The sequence below is a fragment of the Bacillus sp. FSL W8-1141 genome (genome assembly GCF_038593205.1).
Taxonomy (GTDB): Bacteria; Bacillota; Bacilli; order Bacillales; family Bacillaceae; genus Bacillus; species Bacillus altitudinis.
The window spans coordinates 1,691,851-1,709,094 of the sequence record NZ_CP151973.1; the positions used below are offsets into that span (position 1 = coordinate 1,691,851).

Annotated in this window: 14 protein-coding genes; 12 read left to right on the top strand and 2 right to left on the bottom strand. The window is 40.7% G+C overall.

Annotation, left to right across the window (positions count from 1 at the left end; genetic code table 11):
* The first annotated feature begins 44 nt into the window (after positions 1-44).
* The 11 genes from NSQ52_RS08530 to NSQ52_RS08580 all read left to right on the top strand — a co-directional run bounded on the left by NSQ52_RS08530 (position 45) and on the right by NSQ52_RS08580 (position 14,887).
* A complete protein-coding gene (locus NSQ52_RS08530; protein ID WP_019744184.1) occupies positions 45-839 on the top strand; it encodes a TIGR00282 family metallophosphoesterase in 795 nt (264 codons plus the stop codon).
* 202 nt (positions 840-1,041) lie between these two features.
* Complete coding sequence (gene spoVS, locus NSQ52_RS08535) at positions 1,042-1,302, top strand: stage V sporulation protein SpoVS (protein ID WP_003211281.1); 261 nt, start codon at positions 1,042-1,044, stop codon at positions 1,300-1,302.
* Positions 1,303-1,505: 203 nt separating this feature from the next.
* Positions 1,506-4,550, top strand: a complete 3,045-nt coding sequence (locus NSQ52_RS08540; RefSeq protein WP_342474053.1) for an efflux RND transporter permease subunit — start codon at positions 1,506-1,508, stop codon at positions 4,548-4,550.
* Positions 4,551-4,729: 179 nt separating this feature from the next.
* The gene (tdh, locus tag NSQ52_RS08545; protein ID WP_041507262.1) at positions 4,730-5,794 is read left to right on the top strand and encodes an L-threonine 3-dehydrogenase; all 1,065 of its coding nucleotides are present in this window, start codon (positions 4,730-4,732) and stop codon (positions 5,792-5,794) included.
* On the top strand, positions 5,794-6,972 hold the full coding sequence (locus tag NSQ52_RS08550) for a glycine C-acetyltransferase (RefSeq protein WP_335352735.1): 1,179 nt from the start codon (positions 5,794-5,796) through the stop codon (positions 6,970-6,972). Before tdh ends, NSQ52_RS08550 begins: the two co-directional genes overlap by 1 nt.
* A 158-nt stretch (positions 6,973-7,130) precedes the next feature.
* Positions 7,131-8,657 (top strand): tRNA (N6-isopentenyl adenosine(37)-C2)-methylthiotransferase MiaB, encoded by a 1,527-nt coding sequence (gene miaB / locus NSQ52_RS08555; protein ID WP_007499471.1) that lies wholly within the window; start codon positions 7,131-7,133, stop codon positions 8,655-8,657.
* A gap of 1 nt (position 8,658) precedes the next feature.
* On the top strand, positions 8,659-9,093 hold the full coding sequence (locus NSQ52_RS08560) for a RicAFT regulatory complex protein RicA family protein (protein WP_008344661.1): 435 nt from the start codon (positions 8,659-8,661) through the stop codon (positions 9,091-9,093).
* Between the two features lie 248 nt (positions 9,094-9,341).
* Positions 9,342-9,887, top strand: coding sequence for an outer spore coat protein CotE (cotE, locus tag NSQ52_RS08565; protein ID WP_007499466.1), 546 nt, complete (start codon positions 9,342-9,344; stop codon positions 9,885-9,887).
* A 124-nt stretch (positions 9,888-10,011) separates the two neighbouring features.
* Positions 10,012-12,588, top strand: a complete 2,577-nt coding sequence (gene mutS, locus NSQ52_RS08570; RefSeq protein ID WP_342474054.1) for a DNA mismatch repair protein MutS — start codon at positions 10,012-10,014, stop codon at positions 12,586-12,588.
* Between the two features lie 22 nt (positions 12,589-12,610).
* The gene (gene mutL / locus NSQ52_RS08575) at positions 12,611-14,512 is read left to right on the top strand and encodes a DNA mismatch repair endonuclease MutL (protein ID WP_058337310.1); all 1,902 of its coding nucleotides are present in this window, start codon (positions 12,611-12,613) and stop codon (positions 14,510-14,512) included.
* 204 nt (positions 14,513-14,716) lie between these two features.
* The gene (locus tag NSQ52_RS08580; protein ID WP_167493203.1) at positions 14,717-14,887 is read left to right on the top strand and encodes a hypothetical protein; all 171 of its coding nucleotides are present in this window, start codon (positions 14,717-14,719) and stop codon (positions 14,885-14,887) included.
* 145 nt (positions 14,888-15,032) lie between these two features.
* On the opposite strand, the gene bslA is transcribed toward NSQ52_RS08580, so the two are convergent.
* Positions 15,033-15,569, bottom strand: a complete 537-nt coding sequence (gene bslA, locus NSQ52_RS08585) for a biofilm surface layer hydrophobin BslA (protein ID WP_024720390.1) — start codon at positions 15,567-15,569, stop codon at positions 15,033-15,035.
* Positions 15,570-15,694: 125 nt separating this feature from the next.
* A complete protein-coding gene (locus NSQ52_RS08590; RefSeq protein ID WP_342474055.1) occupies positions 15,695-16,096 on the bottom strand; it encodes a hypothetical protein in 402 nt (133 codons plus the stop codon).
* A 590-nt stretch (positions 16,097-16,686) separates the two neighbouring features.
* On the opposite strand from NSQ52_RS08590, the gene NSQ52_RS08595 reads away from it, so the two are divergent.
* A complete protein-coding gene (locus tag NSQ52_RS08595; protein ID WP_007499456.1) occupies positions 16,687-17,160 on the top strand; it encodes a CarD family transcriptional regulator in 474 nt (157 codons plus the stop codon).
* The last annotated feature ends 84 nt before the right edge of the window (positions 17,161-17,244 follow it).

Below are 17,244 nucleotides of genomic sequence, written 5' to 3' on the forward strand. Positions count from 1 at the left end.
CACTGATAAGAAGATCATTTTATAAGAGAAAGGGTTCAAAACGTATGAAAATATTATTTGTTGGAGATATCGTTGGTTCACCTGGCAGAGATACACTGAAAGAATACTTGCCAAAGCTAAAGAAAAAATATCAGCCACACTTTACGATTGTCAATGGAGAAAATGCGGCTCATGGGAAAGGGCTTACTGAAAAAATCTATCACGAGCTGCTTCAAGCTGGGGCTGATGTGCTCACGATGGGGAACCATACATGGGATAAAAGAGACATTTTCGATTTCATCGATGATGCACCCCATATTGTTCGTCCGGCAAACTTCCCGCAAGGTACACCAGGGAAAGGTCTCACTTTTATTAAAAAACAAGGTAAAGAACTAGCTGTCATCAACTTGCAAGGCCGCACATTTTTACCTCCGATTGACTGCCCATTTCAAAAAGTAGATGAGCTCATAGCAGAAGCTTCAAAACGTACACCGTTTATTTTTATTGATTTTCATGGTGAAGCCACAAGTGAAAAGCAAGCAATGGGTTGGTATACTGATGGCCGTGCATCGTGTGTCGTTGGAACGCATACACATGTTCAAACAGCAGATAACCGTGTCTTGCCAAAAGGAACTGCTTATATTTCGGATGTTGGCATGACTGGTCCTTATGACGGTATTTTAGGTGTTGATCGGGAAACGATTATTAAACGATTTAAAACGAGCCTCCCTGTCCGTTTTGAAATTGCAGAAGGCCGCACGACATTAAGTGCAGTGATCGTAGAAATTGACGAACCGTCGAAAAAAGCTGTCAAAATTGATCGAATTTTGATAAATGATGACCATATTTTCTTTGAATAAATATTCACATATTTATTTCAGAAAAATATTAATCAGAAAGAAGGAATATGCGCCCTCTATCGTGAATATAGTAAAAATGGTAGGTAGCCTGCTATTTTTGAAAAACATTTTGGGGATGGATTTTCAAAAAAATAGCAACATCTAACAAAGATTGTTCTAATGAACACTCACTTATCCATTGTAAATTTAAGGGGGAGCAAAAATGGAAATTTTAAAAGTTTCAGCAAAGTCAAATCCAAATTCAGTAGCAGGAGCATTAGCCGGCGTTTTACGTGAACGCGGTGCAGCGGAAATACAGGCTATCGGCGCTGGAGCACTGAATCAGGCGGTCAAGGCTGTCGCCATTGCAAGGGGATTTGTTGCGCCTAGCGGAGTGGATTTGATATGCATTCCAGCCTTTACTGACATTCTTATCGATGGAGAAGAAAGAACAGCAATCAAACTGATTGTTGAACCACGATAATTCTAATTTTATTATTTTCAACCTGCTTACATCATGTAAGCAGGTTGTTTTTGTTTACCGCTATACATTTCTCATATAACATATTTCTTTCACAAAATAGATAGAAAATGACATATTAGAGCTTGCATTTTTTCACCATGATGATAAATTAAGATTAAGTTGAAAATACTTCATCAAAAATAAATATTTAAGTAGGTGAAATAATGATCGAAGCTTTTTTAAAAAGAGGAAAGCTTGTTTTTATTTTATTTTTTATCGTTCTCATTGCTGGAGGTTATTTGTTTACACAGCTTCCTAAACGAGAACTGCCAGAGTTTCAAGCAAATATTGTAACCATTTCGACTGTTTTCCCTGGTGCTGATGCAAAACAGGTAGAAAGTGATGTCACCAATAAGCTCGAGTCGGCCATTTCTGATATCAATGGTGTAGAGAAGACAAGCTCTGTTTCTGCTATTGGTTTCTCAAATATTGTGCTTGAAATTGATGATCAAGCCGATTTTCAAAAGGTGGCAAGTCAAATCAAGAGTGAAACCACAAATGCCGCCTCTTCTTTTCCAGATGGTGTGATGGAGCCAGATGTAAAGGATGAGTTTGGCAATGTGCCAGTTGGTTCTTATATGATTGTAGCAAGTAACTCATCTGATTTAGCAAAAAGTCAGGAATCGCTGCGTGCATTAAAAGAAAAAGTGGAGGACATCAAAGGTGTTGATGGTGTCGTCATCAAAGGGTTCAATGACAAACAAGCAATATTGAACTTGGATTCAAGTAAACTGGAGGATAACGGGTTAAAAGTGACCGATGTCACAAATGCCATCAATCAAGAATTTGACACATCCCCTCTAGGTGACGTCCAGGCAGATGGAGAAAAGGTCAAGCTGTCCATTGATGCCTATGATCGTTTAGATCAAATGAAAAAGATTGAGATTTTCTCAAAAACGAGCCGAGAGCCTGTTACAATCGGTGAGCTTGGTCGTTTAAAAGAAGTAGAAAAAGAGAAAAGTGATATCGTTTCATATAACGGAAAGCCAGCCTATTCATTTACAGTCAATATTAAGCCAGGACTGGATATTCCTAAAATGTATGACAAAGTCAGTGCGGTCATTGAAAAAGAGAAAGAGCTGCCAAATGGTGTGGATTGGATAGACTACTATTCACAAAAAAGTGAAGTAGATGCCATTTTTAACGATTTAATCAAAGAAGCGATCGTGGCCGTCATCGCCGTCATTGTCGTCACCACACTTGGTCTAACTATTGGTGGTGCGTTTATCGTTTCACTTGCGATTCCGCTATCCATAACGATCGGAACCATCCCGCTGCCGTTTTTACAAGTGGACCTTAATCAAATTTCAATTATTGGCTTTATCATTGCGCTAGGGATACTTGTAGATGACGCCATTGTCGTCAACGATAATATTTTGAGGCAGATGAAAAAATACGAAAGTCCGCTTAAAGGAACAATTGCAGGTGTAAAAGAAGTGGCTGGATCCATTTTGACGTCAACACTAGCTGTTGTCTTTGCCTTCTTGCCGCTTGTTTTCCTTTCTGGTGCGAACGGTTCATTTATTCGAGCGTTACCGTCTGTTCTAGTCACAACTGTACTTGCGTCAATGGTCATTTCATTGACACTTGTGCCAGTGTACCAATATACAGCAAACCGAAAAAGAAAGAACAAGAAGATTCAAAAAGAACCGGGCTTTTTAGGCAAACCATTAAAAAGGTTAGCCGATTTTTATGCAGATCGAGTACTGACAAACATCGTGAAGCGACCACTTCTCATTGGATTAAGTGGTTTGCTCGTTGCCACACTTGCCTTTTTGCTTATTTTCGCCACACCATTTGAGTTTTTCCCTGCGGCGAATAAGAAAGAGGTGGTTGTCACTGTGACACTGCCAAGTGAAACAACCTTAGATAAAACGAATGACACATTAGAGAAAATAGAACAAGAGATCAAACAGCAAAAAGGCATTGAAGAGACGGCCATTTTTGCAGGCGGCGGTGTGCCGAACTTGTTTAATGAAAGTATCTCAAACGCAAGTGATCATACGGGTCAGGTTGTTGTCAGAGTAGACAATGAACAGATGACAAGCAAAGCATTGATCGATCGTATGACAGAGCCATTGCGAAAGAAATTTAAAGATGCTGATATCTTTATGAAAACCATTGTTCAAGGACCGCCAATTGGGGCGCCTGTGACCGTAACCATTGCAGGAGAACAATTTTCAAAGCTCGTGGATGTGAAAGAGAAGCTCACAAAAGAAATGAAAGAAAGCGGAGCAAGTCTGATCACAGACGATGTCAATCAACCGGTGAAAACCATCTCATTTGAATTGAATCGTGACCGAATGGCAGAGGACGGGCTCACTGCTCAGTTTGTCAGCAGACAGCTTGGTCTTGTCACAGAAGGAATTCCATTAGGCACCTTTAAACAAGGAACAGATGACATCGACCTCGTAGTGAAACAAGACATGACCACACATCAAAACGGACTGAAGTTAAAAGACATCAAGGTGCCTGTGAGTACAAATGAGGGGGGAATGCCTCAACTTGAGCCGCTTAGCCGATATGTAAAGGAAAAAGAAACAGAGCAGTATGAAAGCATTCCGCATGAAAACGGGATGCCGACGATCACGCTAAAGGCATATCCTGGTACATCAGATACGTTTAAAGACGATATGACAGAAGTCATAAATGAAGTTGGGAAAAGCGATGCAACGAAGAATTTGACCATTTCTCAGGGCGGAGAAAATGAAGATCAAACCCAATTCTTTATTGAAATTAGTCTCTTATTTGGGGTAGTCCTGCTGCTCATTTATGTGACCATCGCTTTCCAGTTCAATTCACTCATGCTGCCGCTTTTAGTTCTTGGAACGGTTTACTTAGCGATATCCGGAGCCATTATTGGACTATTTGTCACTCAAACGCCATTTAGCTTTATGGCCACAATGGGGATTGTCTCATTGGCAGGTATTGTTGTCCGAAATGCGGTCGTTTTGTTTGAATTTATTGAACAGAGGCGCAAGCAAGGTCTCGATCAACAGGCAGCTGTGATTGAAGCGGGGAGGGCAAGGATTAGACCTATTTTGCTGACAGCATTTACAGCACTTGTCGCTCTTATGCCCGTTGCTTTAAGTAATGACCCACTCTTTAAGCCGCTAGCGATCTGCATCGTATCAGGTGTCTTTTTCTCAACGATTCTGACACTACTGATTGTGCCGGCTTTATATGTAGCCGTTTCAAAAAAACGCTGACAACTTAAAAGCAAATCTCCGAATAAAAGGAGATTTGTTCTTTTTTTTTTAGAAAAATATCTAAAAAAATATGTGGAGTGTTCATTTGTCTTTTCCTGAAAGACAGTGGTATTTACGTCTAAAATAAGACATGATAAGATCGGATTGGGAGAAGTTTTTTAACAAAGGGGTTGTACGTCATGTGTGGAACGATGAAAGCGATTGTTAAAAAAGAAAGCGCTTACGGAGCGACGATGATGGAAATGCCGATTCCAGAAATAAGTGATCATGAAGTGCTCATCCAGGTAAAGGCTACATCGATATGCGGAACGGATGTGCATATTTATAATTGGGATGATTGGGCGAAGGGGAGAGTCCAAGCACCGTACATTTTTGGTCATGAATTCACAGGGGAAGTTGTCAAAACGGGGAACCAAGTCTCACGAGCAAAAGTAGGGGATTTTGTATCGGCTGAGACGCATATTGTCTGTAATCAGTGTTATATGTGTTTAACAGGTCAGCAGCATTTGTGCAGCGATACGAAAATTTTAGGGGTAGACATTGATGGCTGTTTTGCTGAATATGTCAAAGTACCAGAACAAAATGTGTGGCATAATCCAGCTCAAATGCCAGTGGAACTTGCATCTATTCAAGAACCGCTTGGAAATGCTGTTCATACAGTTCTGCATACACCTGTTTCAGGAAAGTCAGTGGCGATTTTTGGCTGTGGTCCCATTGGTTTAATGGCGATTGCGGTTGCAAAAGCCTCCGGGGCTGTCCAAGTGTTCGCTGTTGATAAAAATGAATACAGACTGGATCTTGCCCGTAAAATGGGTGCAGATCATATCGTGGATATCGGAAAAGATGATCCTGTTGCCATGATTAAGCAGCTCACGCGGATGGAAGGGGCAGACGTGATGTGTGAGATGTCAGGACATCCCGTTGCAATTAATCAAGCACTCGAAGCTTGTGCAAATGGAGGGAAAGTGAATATACTAAGTTTGCCAGAGCGGCCAGTAACCATTGACATTACGAATCAAATTGTTTTTAGGGGATTAACCGTGCAAGGGATCACGGGAAGAAAAATGTTTGAGACGTGGCGTCAAGTATCCGAACTTTTAAGAACGAATACCATTGATGTACAGCCGGTTGTCACCCATACGCTGCCATTTGAAGATTTTGAAAAGGGATTTGAACTCATGAGAAATGGTACGTGCGGGAAGGTCGTACTGATCATGCCATCATATCAAAGGGGGACGAAATGATGAAAGAATTTACGTATTTACAAGATGAATTGGACACAATGAAGCAGCAAGGCACCCATCAAACACTGAAAGAAATCGATTCCAAACAATCTTCCACGGTGACATTAAATGAACAATCCGTCATACAACTCTCTTCAAATAACTACTTAGGTCTCACCTCACATCCAAGGCTGATGAAAGCGGCAAAAGAGGCGATTGATGAATTCGGTGCTGGAACAGGATCTGTACGAACCATTGCTGGAACGATGACAATGCATGAACGGCTTGAAAAAAAGCTCGCAGCTTTTAAAAAGACAGAGGCAGCCCTCGTATTCCAATCAGGCTTTACGACCAACCAAGGGGTCTTATCCAGTATTCTCACAAAAGATGATATTGTCATTTCAGATGAGCTGAACCATGCCTCAATCATCGATGGGATTCGCTTAACAAAGGCAGATAAAAAAGTATATGCTCATTCTAATATGGAAGAGCTTGAGAAAATTTTAAAGAAATCGATGAATTACCGCGTCCGTCTTATCGTGACAGATGGTGTGTTCTCAATGGATGGAGATATTGCACCGCTTCCTGAGATTGTAAGACTTGCAGAAGCATATGATGCCTTTGTGATGGTAGACGATGCCCATGCGTCTGGAGTACTTGGTGAAAATGGGCGCGGAACAGTGAATCATTTTCAACTTGACGGCAGAGTGCATATTCAGGTTGGCACACTTAGTAAGGCAGTTGGTGTGCTAGGCGGTTACGTCGCCGGTTCTGCCGTTTTAATCGACTATTTAAAGCATAAAGCAAGACCGTTTTTATTCAGCACCTCACATCCGCCGGCTGTCACAAGAGCCTGTGAAGAAGCCATTGAAGTGCTGTTAGACGAACCGGGGCGCATTGCAACACTTTGGGAGAACGCGGCCTATTTTAAAGAAAAAGTCATCGGTCTTGGATTTGAGGTGGCACCAACAGAAACGCCTATTATTCCGATGATGATTGGAGACGAGGCACTCACTTTCCGTTTTTCAAAAGCATTAATCGAGCGCGGCGTTTTCGCTCAAGGCATTGCTTTCCCAACTGTAGCGAAAGGAAAAGCGAGAATTAGAGCCATCATCACAGCAGAGCACACAAAAGAAGAGCTTGACCGTGCACTGACAATCATCGAAGAAGAAGCAAAAAAACTGAATATACTTGATTGAGAGAGCTGAGGCTCTCTTTTCTTTTGATCAAGAGTATTGATGACTGTCCAGATGAATAGACATTTTTCATAGAAAAAACACATATGAATTTATTTTCAATTCACGACAAAATAGTCTATACTGTAGGGTGGAGCTTGGTTTGAAAGGAGTACAAATTCATGAATGAAGAGCAGAGAAAAGCGAGCGGACAAGTAAGTTCATCGGACAAAAAATCCGAGAAGGACTACAGCCAATATTTTGAAGCTGTGTACATTCCGCCTTCCTTAAAAGATGCAAAAAAACGGGGTAAAGAAGAAGTCGAATACAATCAATTTCAAATTGACGAGCGGTTTCAAGGATTAGGGAACGGCCGCAAGTTTTATATTCGCACATATGGCTGTCAAATGAATGAGCATGACACAGAAGTGATGGCTGGTATTTTTATGGCGCTTGGTTATGAACCAACAAATTCGACTGAAGATGCGAATGTCATCTTATTAAACACTTGTGCCATTCGTGAGAATGCAGAAAACAAAGTGTTTGGAGAGCTTGGTCATTTAAAAGCATTAAAGCGTGAAAAGCCAGATTTAATCTTAGGCGTCTGCGGATGCATGTCGCAAGAAGAATCTGTTGTTAACCGTATTTTAAAGAAACACCCATTTGTTGACTTGATTTTCGGTACCCACAACATTCACCGCCTGCCAGAGCTATTATCTGAATGCTACCTTTCAAAAGAAATGGTCATTGAGGTTTGGTCTAAAGAAGGCGATGTGATTGAAAATCTTCCGAGAGCCCGCCAAGGAAAAATTAAGGGCTGGGTGAATATTATGTACGGCTGTGATAAATTCTGTACATACTGTATCGTCCCTTACACGCGCGGTAAGGAAAGAAGCCGCCGTCCGGATGAAATTATTCAAGAGGTCAGACGCTTAGCAGCAGAAGGATATAAAGAAATTACCCTTCTTGGTCAAAACGTGAATGCGTATGGAAAAGATTTTGAGGACATGGAATATGGTCTTGGTCACCTAATGGATGAGCTGCGTAAAATCGATATTCCACGTATCCGTTTTACAACAAGCCACCCGCGTGACTTTGATGATCACTTAATTGAAGTGCTTGCCAAAGGCGGAAACCTTCTCGACCATATTCATTTGCCGGTTCAATCAGGAAGTTCTTCTGTGCTGAAACTCATGGCAAGAAAATACGACCGTGAACGTTACCTTGACTTAGTGCGTAAAATCAAAGAGGCAATGCCAAATGCTTCATTAACAACGGACATTATCGTTGGGTTCCCAAATGAAACAGATGAGCAGTTTGAAGAGACGCTTTCCCTCTATCGTGAGGTTGAGTTTGATGCGGCTTATACGTTCATTTACTCTCCAAGAGAAGGAACACCAGCAGCCAATATGAAAGACAACGTGCCAATGCGTGTAAAAAAAGAACGTCTGCAGCGCCTGAATGCACTCGTAAATGAAATTTCTGCGAAAAAAATGAAGGAATATGAAGGGCAGACTGTCGAAGTATTAGTAGAGGGTGAAAGTAAAAACAACCCTGAGATCCTAGCCGGATATACAAGTAAAAGCAAGCTTGTGAATTTTAAAGCACCAAAAGAAGCGATTGGCAACATCGTCAAAGTGAAAATCACACAAGCCAAAACTTGGTCTCTTGACGGAGAAATGGTTGGAGAAGCTATCGAGGTGAATTAAAATGACGCTTTATTCAAAGAAAGAGATTGTCGAGCGCGCAAGAGAGCTCGCAAAAATGATTTCTGAAACAGAAGAAGTTGATTTCTTCAAAAAAGCAGAAGCGCAAATCAATGAAAATACAAAAATTGCAGCGATCATTAATCAAATTAAGGCGCTTCAAAAGCAAGCTGTGAATTTAAAGCATTATGGCAAACATGAAGCCTTAAAACAAGTGGAAGAAAAAATTGATGCCCTGCAAGAAGAACTGGATGAGATCCCAGTGATTCAAGAATTCAAAGAATCACAAACAGAGGTTAATTCCCTGCTTCAGCTTGTAGCGCACACAATTTCTAATCAAGTAACGGATGAAATCATTCTTTCAACCGGCGGTGACCTCTTATTAGGAGAAACCGGTTCAAAAGTGAAAAACTCATCCCCAAGTTGCTCCATTAAATGAGAAAACCCCGCAGATGCGGGGTTTTTTGTTTTCTGATGTAAGAATTGCATACCTTCTTTCTCCTTCAGCTTCCATCAACCCCAATCTCTCACTCTCCAACTTTTCCAATTTTCAAGGCAAGTTTATGGGCGACCATGCATACACTGAAACAGAAATGAATTTAATTGAACATGAGACTCAAAATCGTGACACACTAGACGAATGCCCAGCATAAGATAAAACGATCAAGAACAAGGAGGCATGCCGGAATGTCTGAATACAGAGAAATTATTACAAAAGCGGTGGTTGCAAAAGGGAGGAAATTTACCCAAAGCACACACACCATTTCTCCATCGCAAAAACCAACCAGCATCCTAGGCGGTTGGATCATTAATCATAAGTATGATGCTGAAAAGGTCGGTAAAACAGTTGAGATTGAAGGTACATTTGATATTAACGTGTGGTATTCTTACGCAGACAACACGAAAACCGAAGTGGTCACAGAACGTGTAAAATACGTAGATATCATCAAACTGAGATATAAAGATAAAAACTTCCTTGATGATGAGCACGAAGTGATTGCGAAAGTCTTACAGCAGCCCAATTGCTTAGAAGTCACCATTTCTCCAAATGGCAATAAAATTGTCGTTCAAGCAGAGCGTGAATTCATTGCTGAAGTAGTAGGGGAAACCAAAATTGTTGTAGAAGTCAATTCAAGCTGGAAAGAAAAAGATGATCACGAGTGGGAAGAAGAAGTGGATGAGGAATTAGAAGATATTCATCCAGAATTCCTCGCGGGTGATCCAGAAGAGTAATTGATGACTAGGGCGCATATCCCCCTAGTTTTTTTGTGCCTTGATCTAGGGAAAAAAGGTGAATTTTTATGCTATAATGAAAGATGGTATGAATTCGAAAGTAATATAGTGAGGGATTAGAAATATGGCAAGTTATACGCCCATGATACAGCAATATTTAAAGATCAAGGCAGATTACCAAGATGCCTTTTTATTTTTTCGCTTAGGCGATTTTTATGAAATGTTTTTTGATGATGCAAAAGAAGCAGCACAAGAATTAGAAATTACGTTAACAAGCAGGGATGGCGGCACGATTCCAATGTGTGGAGTTCCATATCATTCTGCGTCTGCATACATAGAACAACTGATAGAAAAAGGCTATAAAGTCGCCATTTGTGAGCAGGTGGAAGACCCTAAAACGGCAAAAGGTGTGGTCAAAAGAGAGGTCGTTCAACTGATTACACCAGGTACGGTCATGGATGGCAAAGGACTGAATGAAAACGAAAATAACTTTATCGCGTCTGTTTCCAGCTTTCAAAATGGCTACGGTCTTGCGCTTTCCGATTTATCAACAGGTGAAAACATGGCGGCTTTCATTGAACGGTTAGATGAAGTTGTGTCTGAAATTTATTCTGTCGGTGCAAAAGAGATTGTGGTATCAAAGAAGCTCGATGAAGAAACGGTGAAAACCCTGAAGGAACGCTGCCAAGCGACCATCTCATACGAAGATAGCGATGAATTAATAGATGAAGCTGAACGACTCGTTTCTCATCTTGACGAGCATCTGAAAATAGCATTTTTAACACTCTATGCATACTTAAGAAGAACGCAAAAAAGGAGTCTTGATCATCTTCAGCAAGTTCAAGTATTTGAGCTTGAACAAACGATGAAAATTGATCTTTACTCAAAAAGAAACCTTGAATTAACAGAAACCATCCGTTCAAAAAGCAAGAAGGGTTCTTTATTATGGCTCTTAGATGAAACAAAAACGGCAATGGGCGGAAGATTGCTGAAGCAATGGATTGATCGTCCGCTCATCCGCCTTTCACAAATCAAAGAACGCCAGGAAATGGTGCAAATTCTGATGGAACATTTCTTTGAACGAGAGGATCTGCGAGAACGTTTAAAGCAAGTGTATGATCTTGAACGTCTAGCGGGCCGTGTGGCATTTGGAAATGTGAATGCCCGTGATCTTATTCAATTGAAAGAATCTCTCAAGCAAGTGCCGGCTATTAAAGAGCTTATCCATTCTCTCCCAGAGGATATGGCGAAATCTAGAGCAAATAACATTGACCCATGCGGTGATTTACTGGATTTATTAGAAGATGCTCTTTATGAGAATCCGCCGATGACGTTAAAAGAAGGCAATTTGATTAAAGACGGCTACAATGCAAAATTAGATGAATATCGTGATGCGAGCCGAAACGGAAAAGATTGGATCGCTCGTCTTGAACAGCAAGAAAGAGAATATACAGGCATTCGATCGTTGAAAGTCGGCTTTAATAAAGTGTTTGGCTACTATATCGAAGTGACCCGTGCAAATACGCATTTATTAGAAGAAGGCCGTTATGAAAGAAAACAAACCCTTGCCAATGCAGAGCGGTATATTACACCTGAATTGAAAGAAAAAGAAGCCCTTATTCTTGAGGCGGAATCAAATATTAGTGAATTGGAATATGAACTATTTTCTGCGCTTCGGGAACAAGTAAAAGCCTATATTCCTAGATTACAGTTGCTCGCAAAACAAATGAGTGAGCTTGATGCGCTGCAATGCTTTGCGACTGTGAGTGAAAAGCGGCGTTATGTCCGCCCTGAATTTTCATCAGATGAAGTGGAAGTCATTGATGGTCGTCATCCTGTTGTTGAAAAAGTGATGGATCATCAAGAGTATGTGCCGAATGACTGCCAAATGGGCAAAGGGAGACAAACCTTGCTCATTACTGGTCCGAATATGTCAGGGAAAAGCACATATATGAGGCAAATGGCATTGATCTCGATTCTTGCGCAAATTGGCTGTTTTGTGCCAGCATCAAAGGCAACCCTTCCAATTTTTGATCAAATCTTTACACGTATTGGGGCGGCAGATGATTTGATTTCTGGTCAAAGTACTTTTATGGTAGAGATGCTCGAAGCAAAAAATGCGATGGTGCATGCGACAAAGAACAGCTTGATTTTATTTGATGAAATTGGACGCGGGACAAGCACTTATGATGGAATGGCTCTTGCACAGGCTATCATTGAATTTGTGCATGATCATATTGGAGCCAAAACGCTTTTCTCTACCCATTATCATGAACTGACGGTACTGGAATCCCAATTAAGCGAACTGAAAAATGTCCACGTACGAGCAGAAGAACATGAAGGGACAGTTGTTTTCTTACATCAAATCAAAGAAGGAGCAGCGGATAAAAGCTACGGCATCCATGTAGCGCAGCTTGCTGAACTGCCTGATGCGATCATTGATCGAGCCCAGACCATCTTAACAGAGCTTGAGAGCGGATCACATGAAGTGATTCCGCGCGTCTCTAAAGCTCCGAAAAAAGAAATGGCTGAGGAAAAACAGCAGCTTTCTTTCTTTGAAGTGGAAGAAAAACCGCAAACAAAACCTGTGCTGAAAAACAAAGATCAAGCAGTGATCGAAGAATTGAAGTCATTTAATTTAATGGATATGACACCGCTTGAAGCGATGACAAAGCTATATGAATTGCAAAAGAAATTATAATGTAAGGTGAGGTGAGCAAGAAATGGCAAAGATTATTCAGTTATCCGATGACCTATCAAATAAAATTGCAGCTGGTGAAGTGGTCGAACGTCCGGCTTCTGTTGTGAAGGAGCTCGTGGAAAATGCAATCGATGCTAGTAGTACTGTCATTGAAATCGATGTAGAAGAAGCAGGACTTTCTTCTATTAGAATTATTGATAATGGGGTGGGAATCGATGCTGAAGATTGTAAGCTCGCCTTTCAGCGTCATGCGACGAGTAAAATCAAAGATGAAAATGATCTGTTTCGTGTCAGGACGCTCGGTTTCAGGGGGGAGGCGCTGCCAAGTATTGCCTCCGTCTCTCACTTAGAAATGAAGACAAGTACCGGTGAAGGTGCTGGAACACACTTAGCTCTCCAAGGCGGGAAGATCATTTCGGAGAAAAAAACCTCTGGCCGTCGCGGCACGGAAATTGTGGTCACCAATTTATTTTATAATACGCCAGCCCGTCTAAAATACATGAAAACTGTTCATACGGAGCTTGGCAACATTTCTGATGTTGTGAACCGAATTGCACTTGCTCATCCAGAAGTGTCGATTCGTTTGCGACATCAAGGAAAAGTGCTGCTTCAAACAAATGGAAACGGAGATGTGCGGCATGTGCTTGCGGCCATTTATGGAACGGCAGTGGCCAAAAAAATGCTGCCACTACATGTACAATCACTTGATTTTGAAGTAAAAGGCTATATTTCCTTACCAGAAGTGACAAGGGCATCACGTAATTATATGTCTTCTGTTGTCAACGGTAGATATGTCAAGCATTTCCCACTGGTGAAAGCCGTTCATGAAGGATACCATACACTGCTCCCGATCGGACGCCATCCGATTACATTTATTGAGATGAAGATGGACCCAATTTTAGTCGATGTGAACGTACATCCTTCTAAACTTGAAGTAAGACTAAGTAAAGAGCAGGAACTTCATGAATTGATCAAACAAGGGATTAAGGACGTCTTTCAAAAGCAGCAGCTCATTCCAAGTGCTACAGTGCCAAAAAAAGCACCAATGCCAGCAGTGAAAAATGAGCAGCAGTCCTTATCTTTTGATTCTAAACAAACAATGAATAGCCGAATGGAAACACCTGTTTCCTATGAGCCGGACTCGCTCGAATCGGCTGTATACGAGACCAGTCAGAACGACACATACGGGGTGCGTGAACCGGAAAGTACGGAAGCGACTTTACCAGCATCGTCTGAAGAAACGTTTGACCATGTATATGTAGAGGAATCTGCAGTTTCGCATGAACAACATGACGAAGGGATACTGGAAGAGAGTGAAGCCCAGCATCAGGCTGAAAGTGAACGTGTCCCTGTGATGTATCCGATTGGACAAATGCACGGAACGTATATTTTGGCTCAAAATGAACGCGGTCTTTATATCATCGATCAGCACGCTGCCCAAGAGCGAATCAAGTATGAGTACTTTCGTGAAAAGGTAGGAGATATTGAACAGGAAGTGCAAGAAATGCTTGTTCCATTAACCTTTCACTACTCAAAAAATGATATGTTGATTATTGAAGAGCATATCGATATTTTAGCAAAAGTAGGGGTCTTCTTAGAGCCATTCGGATCAGGCAGCTATATCGTTCGATCGCATCCGCAATGGTTTCCTAAAGGAGAAGAGGCTGAACTCATCGAAGAAATCATTCAGCAAGTACTTGATGAAAAGCGTGTGGATATCAAGAAACTGAGAGAAGAAGCGGCGATCATGATGAGCTGTAAAGGCTCGATTAAAGCAAATCGTCATTTGCGTCACGATGAAATCAAAGCCTTATTAGATGAACTCCGGCAAACACAAGACCCATTTACATGTCCGCATGGCAGGCCGATTATGATTCATCATTCCACATATGAAATGGAGAAGATGTTTAAGCGGGTGATGTAGCTAGGTTTGAGATGGTGGGTGAATCGGTTTGCCCACCAATTAATTTTTCAATCCGATAGTCTGTTTCGTGTTGTTGTGATGTGAAGATAAACATCCGCTGTCATGTTGTAAGGATAACCCCTTTCCTCAAATGGATAGGGGTTTTTGTTATTTGGTTATACGATTAGGTGAAGCGTGATATGATTGTAAAAAGGAGGGAATATGATGACATTTAAAAAAGCGTTCAATATAGGTTACTTTGTTTTGCTTTTATCTTTTTTTGTCGTATATTTTTTGCTTCCAGTCGATCAACTATTTACCGCAATTATGATCCTAACCTTACTATTTGGCGTATATCAATTTGTGATTTTTAAAAAACTAAAAGAGCAAAAATAACAATAAAAAACGCCATATATGGATTTGCCAACTAAATGATGACAGACCATCATGAGATATGGTGTAACAATTATATAAAATGCAGTAAGCACAGCGGCAAGACATGTGATAAATGAGAAAAAGCGCTCTAAGAGCGCTTTTTTGTTTAGCATCCGCAAGGATTTGGCGGTGTGACGACAACTGGCCGTTTATTAATATCAATCGTATCCTCTGCATAAAATGTGGAACCGATGCTGATCGCACGATTTTCTGCGCGGAACGTATATGTACCTGCAGCAGGAAGTACTTTATGAGAAAGTTGTAATGTATATTGGGAACTTCCGAATAAATCGAAACGAGCTGGAATGCGGACAGTTTTTCCATTGTTCAAAATGTAACTGTCTTTTAAAGCTTTTCCATTGATAATATCCTTTGTTGTGGCTTGAAAACCTGCTGGTAAAGTAAATTCAACTGCACCAATACTTAGAACAGAATTTGGACGGTAAGTCAGGTCAATGTCAGAAAAAGACCATTCTTGTTTACTTGCTCCTGTGATTTTTGCATAAAGGGCAGCTGGCCTTGCATTCGTTGAAGCTTTGCTTTCCTCTGTTTTAGCCCCTTCAGCTGATGCGGCTAGCGGTACTGAGAGTGCCATGACCAATGTAAGCATCCCCATCATAATCATTGTCCATGTTTTCTTCATTTCTTCCTTCCCCCTTGGTTGATTATAGGTAAATAATAGATGATTACATCCATTATTTACCTATAAGGTTACCATATTCCTATATGTCATTAAATGGTATTTTATACCCTTATTTTGCTTGTTTTTTAGTAATAACGGGGTAGGAATGCATTTGGTTGGTTCATTCCGTAAGCATTTCCTGTCATATGATGATTTGCAGGCATCATTATATGCATATCATGATAGCCGTTTGGATGGTAGGGAGCCATACCATAACCGCCGTAGTGACCGAAGTGATGGTGATCGTTCATTTGTACGTTTGAATAGGGTTCATACTGCTTCGTAAAAGGGGAATAGGCTGAATGATGATGCGGATGGTGTCCGCTATAAGCATCTTTTTTACCGGTATGATAATGATTTGGCATATTCATATGGTCATGCATGTTTGGTGCAATCATATGCTCATGATTGGCTGTATACACATTTTCAAACGTGTGATAGGGATTTCCTTGATGGTAATGGTTGGTTTGGTTATTCATATTATTCATTTTGTATCTCATCCTTTTTTTCAGGTTGCCATATCTTATGAGCTGCACCTGTTTCATGAGCCTATCCATATGAAAGAAAAGAACGACATGTAACAAAAAAACCGGCTTTTCAGCCGGGAAAACAAAAAGCAGGTGCAGCGTCAAACACTAAAATGAGAAGCTATGTCTTTTTCTGCGACGCTTCTTACATCTGCTGCAGACACTTTTAGGAAAATAATGGGGGTCGTAGCTTCTTGACGTATCCCAAAAATCGCTCTCAAACCAATCATCTTTTTTATGATAAAACTTCTTTTTTTCACACGGATCAATATGGTGATGATCGTCATGCTTTTTATAGCATTTTGAGTGGGAATGTTTGCTCTTGCATTTGCACATTGTCATCCCTCCTAAATGTGACTCAATGCTAGTATATGCAAGAAAGGTGTACGAGGACTGGATGGTGGCGCTCCTTTTGTAAAAAAAGGCTAATTCTTTAAAAACTCAAATAAAAAGAATTGACTAGTGCTAAATTAACATGATAAAATATAAATTTTTATCCTCTGCTGAAATGTGTTATAATGATATTGTGAATACTTTCGGAGGTGGCGGATTTGTTTCAAATAGGTGATAAAATTGTTTATCCAATGCATGGAGCCGGTGTGATTGAAGGAATGGAAGAAAAAGAGATTTTAGGTAAGACGCAGGAATATTTTCTGATTCAAATGCCGAATATGCAGATGATGGTCCCAAAAGGCAGAATCAATCAACTAGGTATACGTCCGGTAGCTGATCAAGCTACGCTGAAAGTTGTGATGAACAATTTTGCAGAAGAAACAAACGACGACACGCTTACTTGGAAGCAAAGATATGATGAAAATCTGAAAAAGCTAAAAACAGGTTCGATTGAAGATGGTGCAGACGTTGTCAAAGATCTGATGAGACGTAATCAGAAAAAAGCCTTAAATTCTAGTGAAAAGAAGATGCTTGAAGATGCACGGGGCATGTTAGTGAGCGAAATTTCACTTGCACAAGGCATGTCGCAAGATGAAGTGCTGACAGCATTAGAGAATGAATTAAGAGTTTAATGCTGGATATACAGAGACTGGCTGTAAACAGAAGGAGATATTCCTTTTGTTTACAGCTTTTTTATTTAAAAAGATGAAAATTCC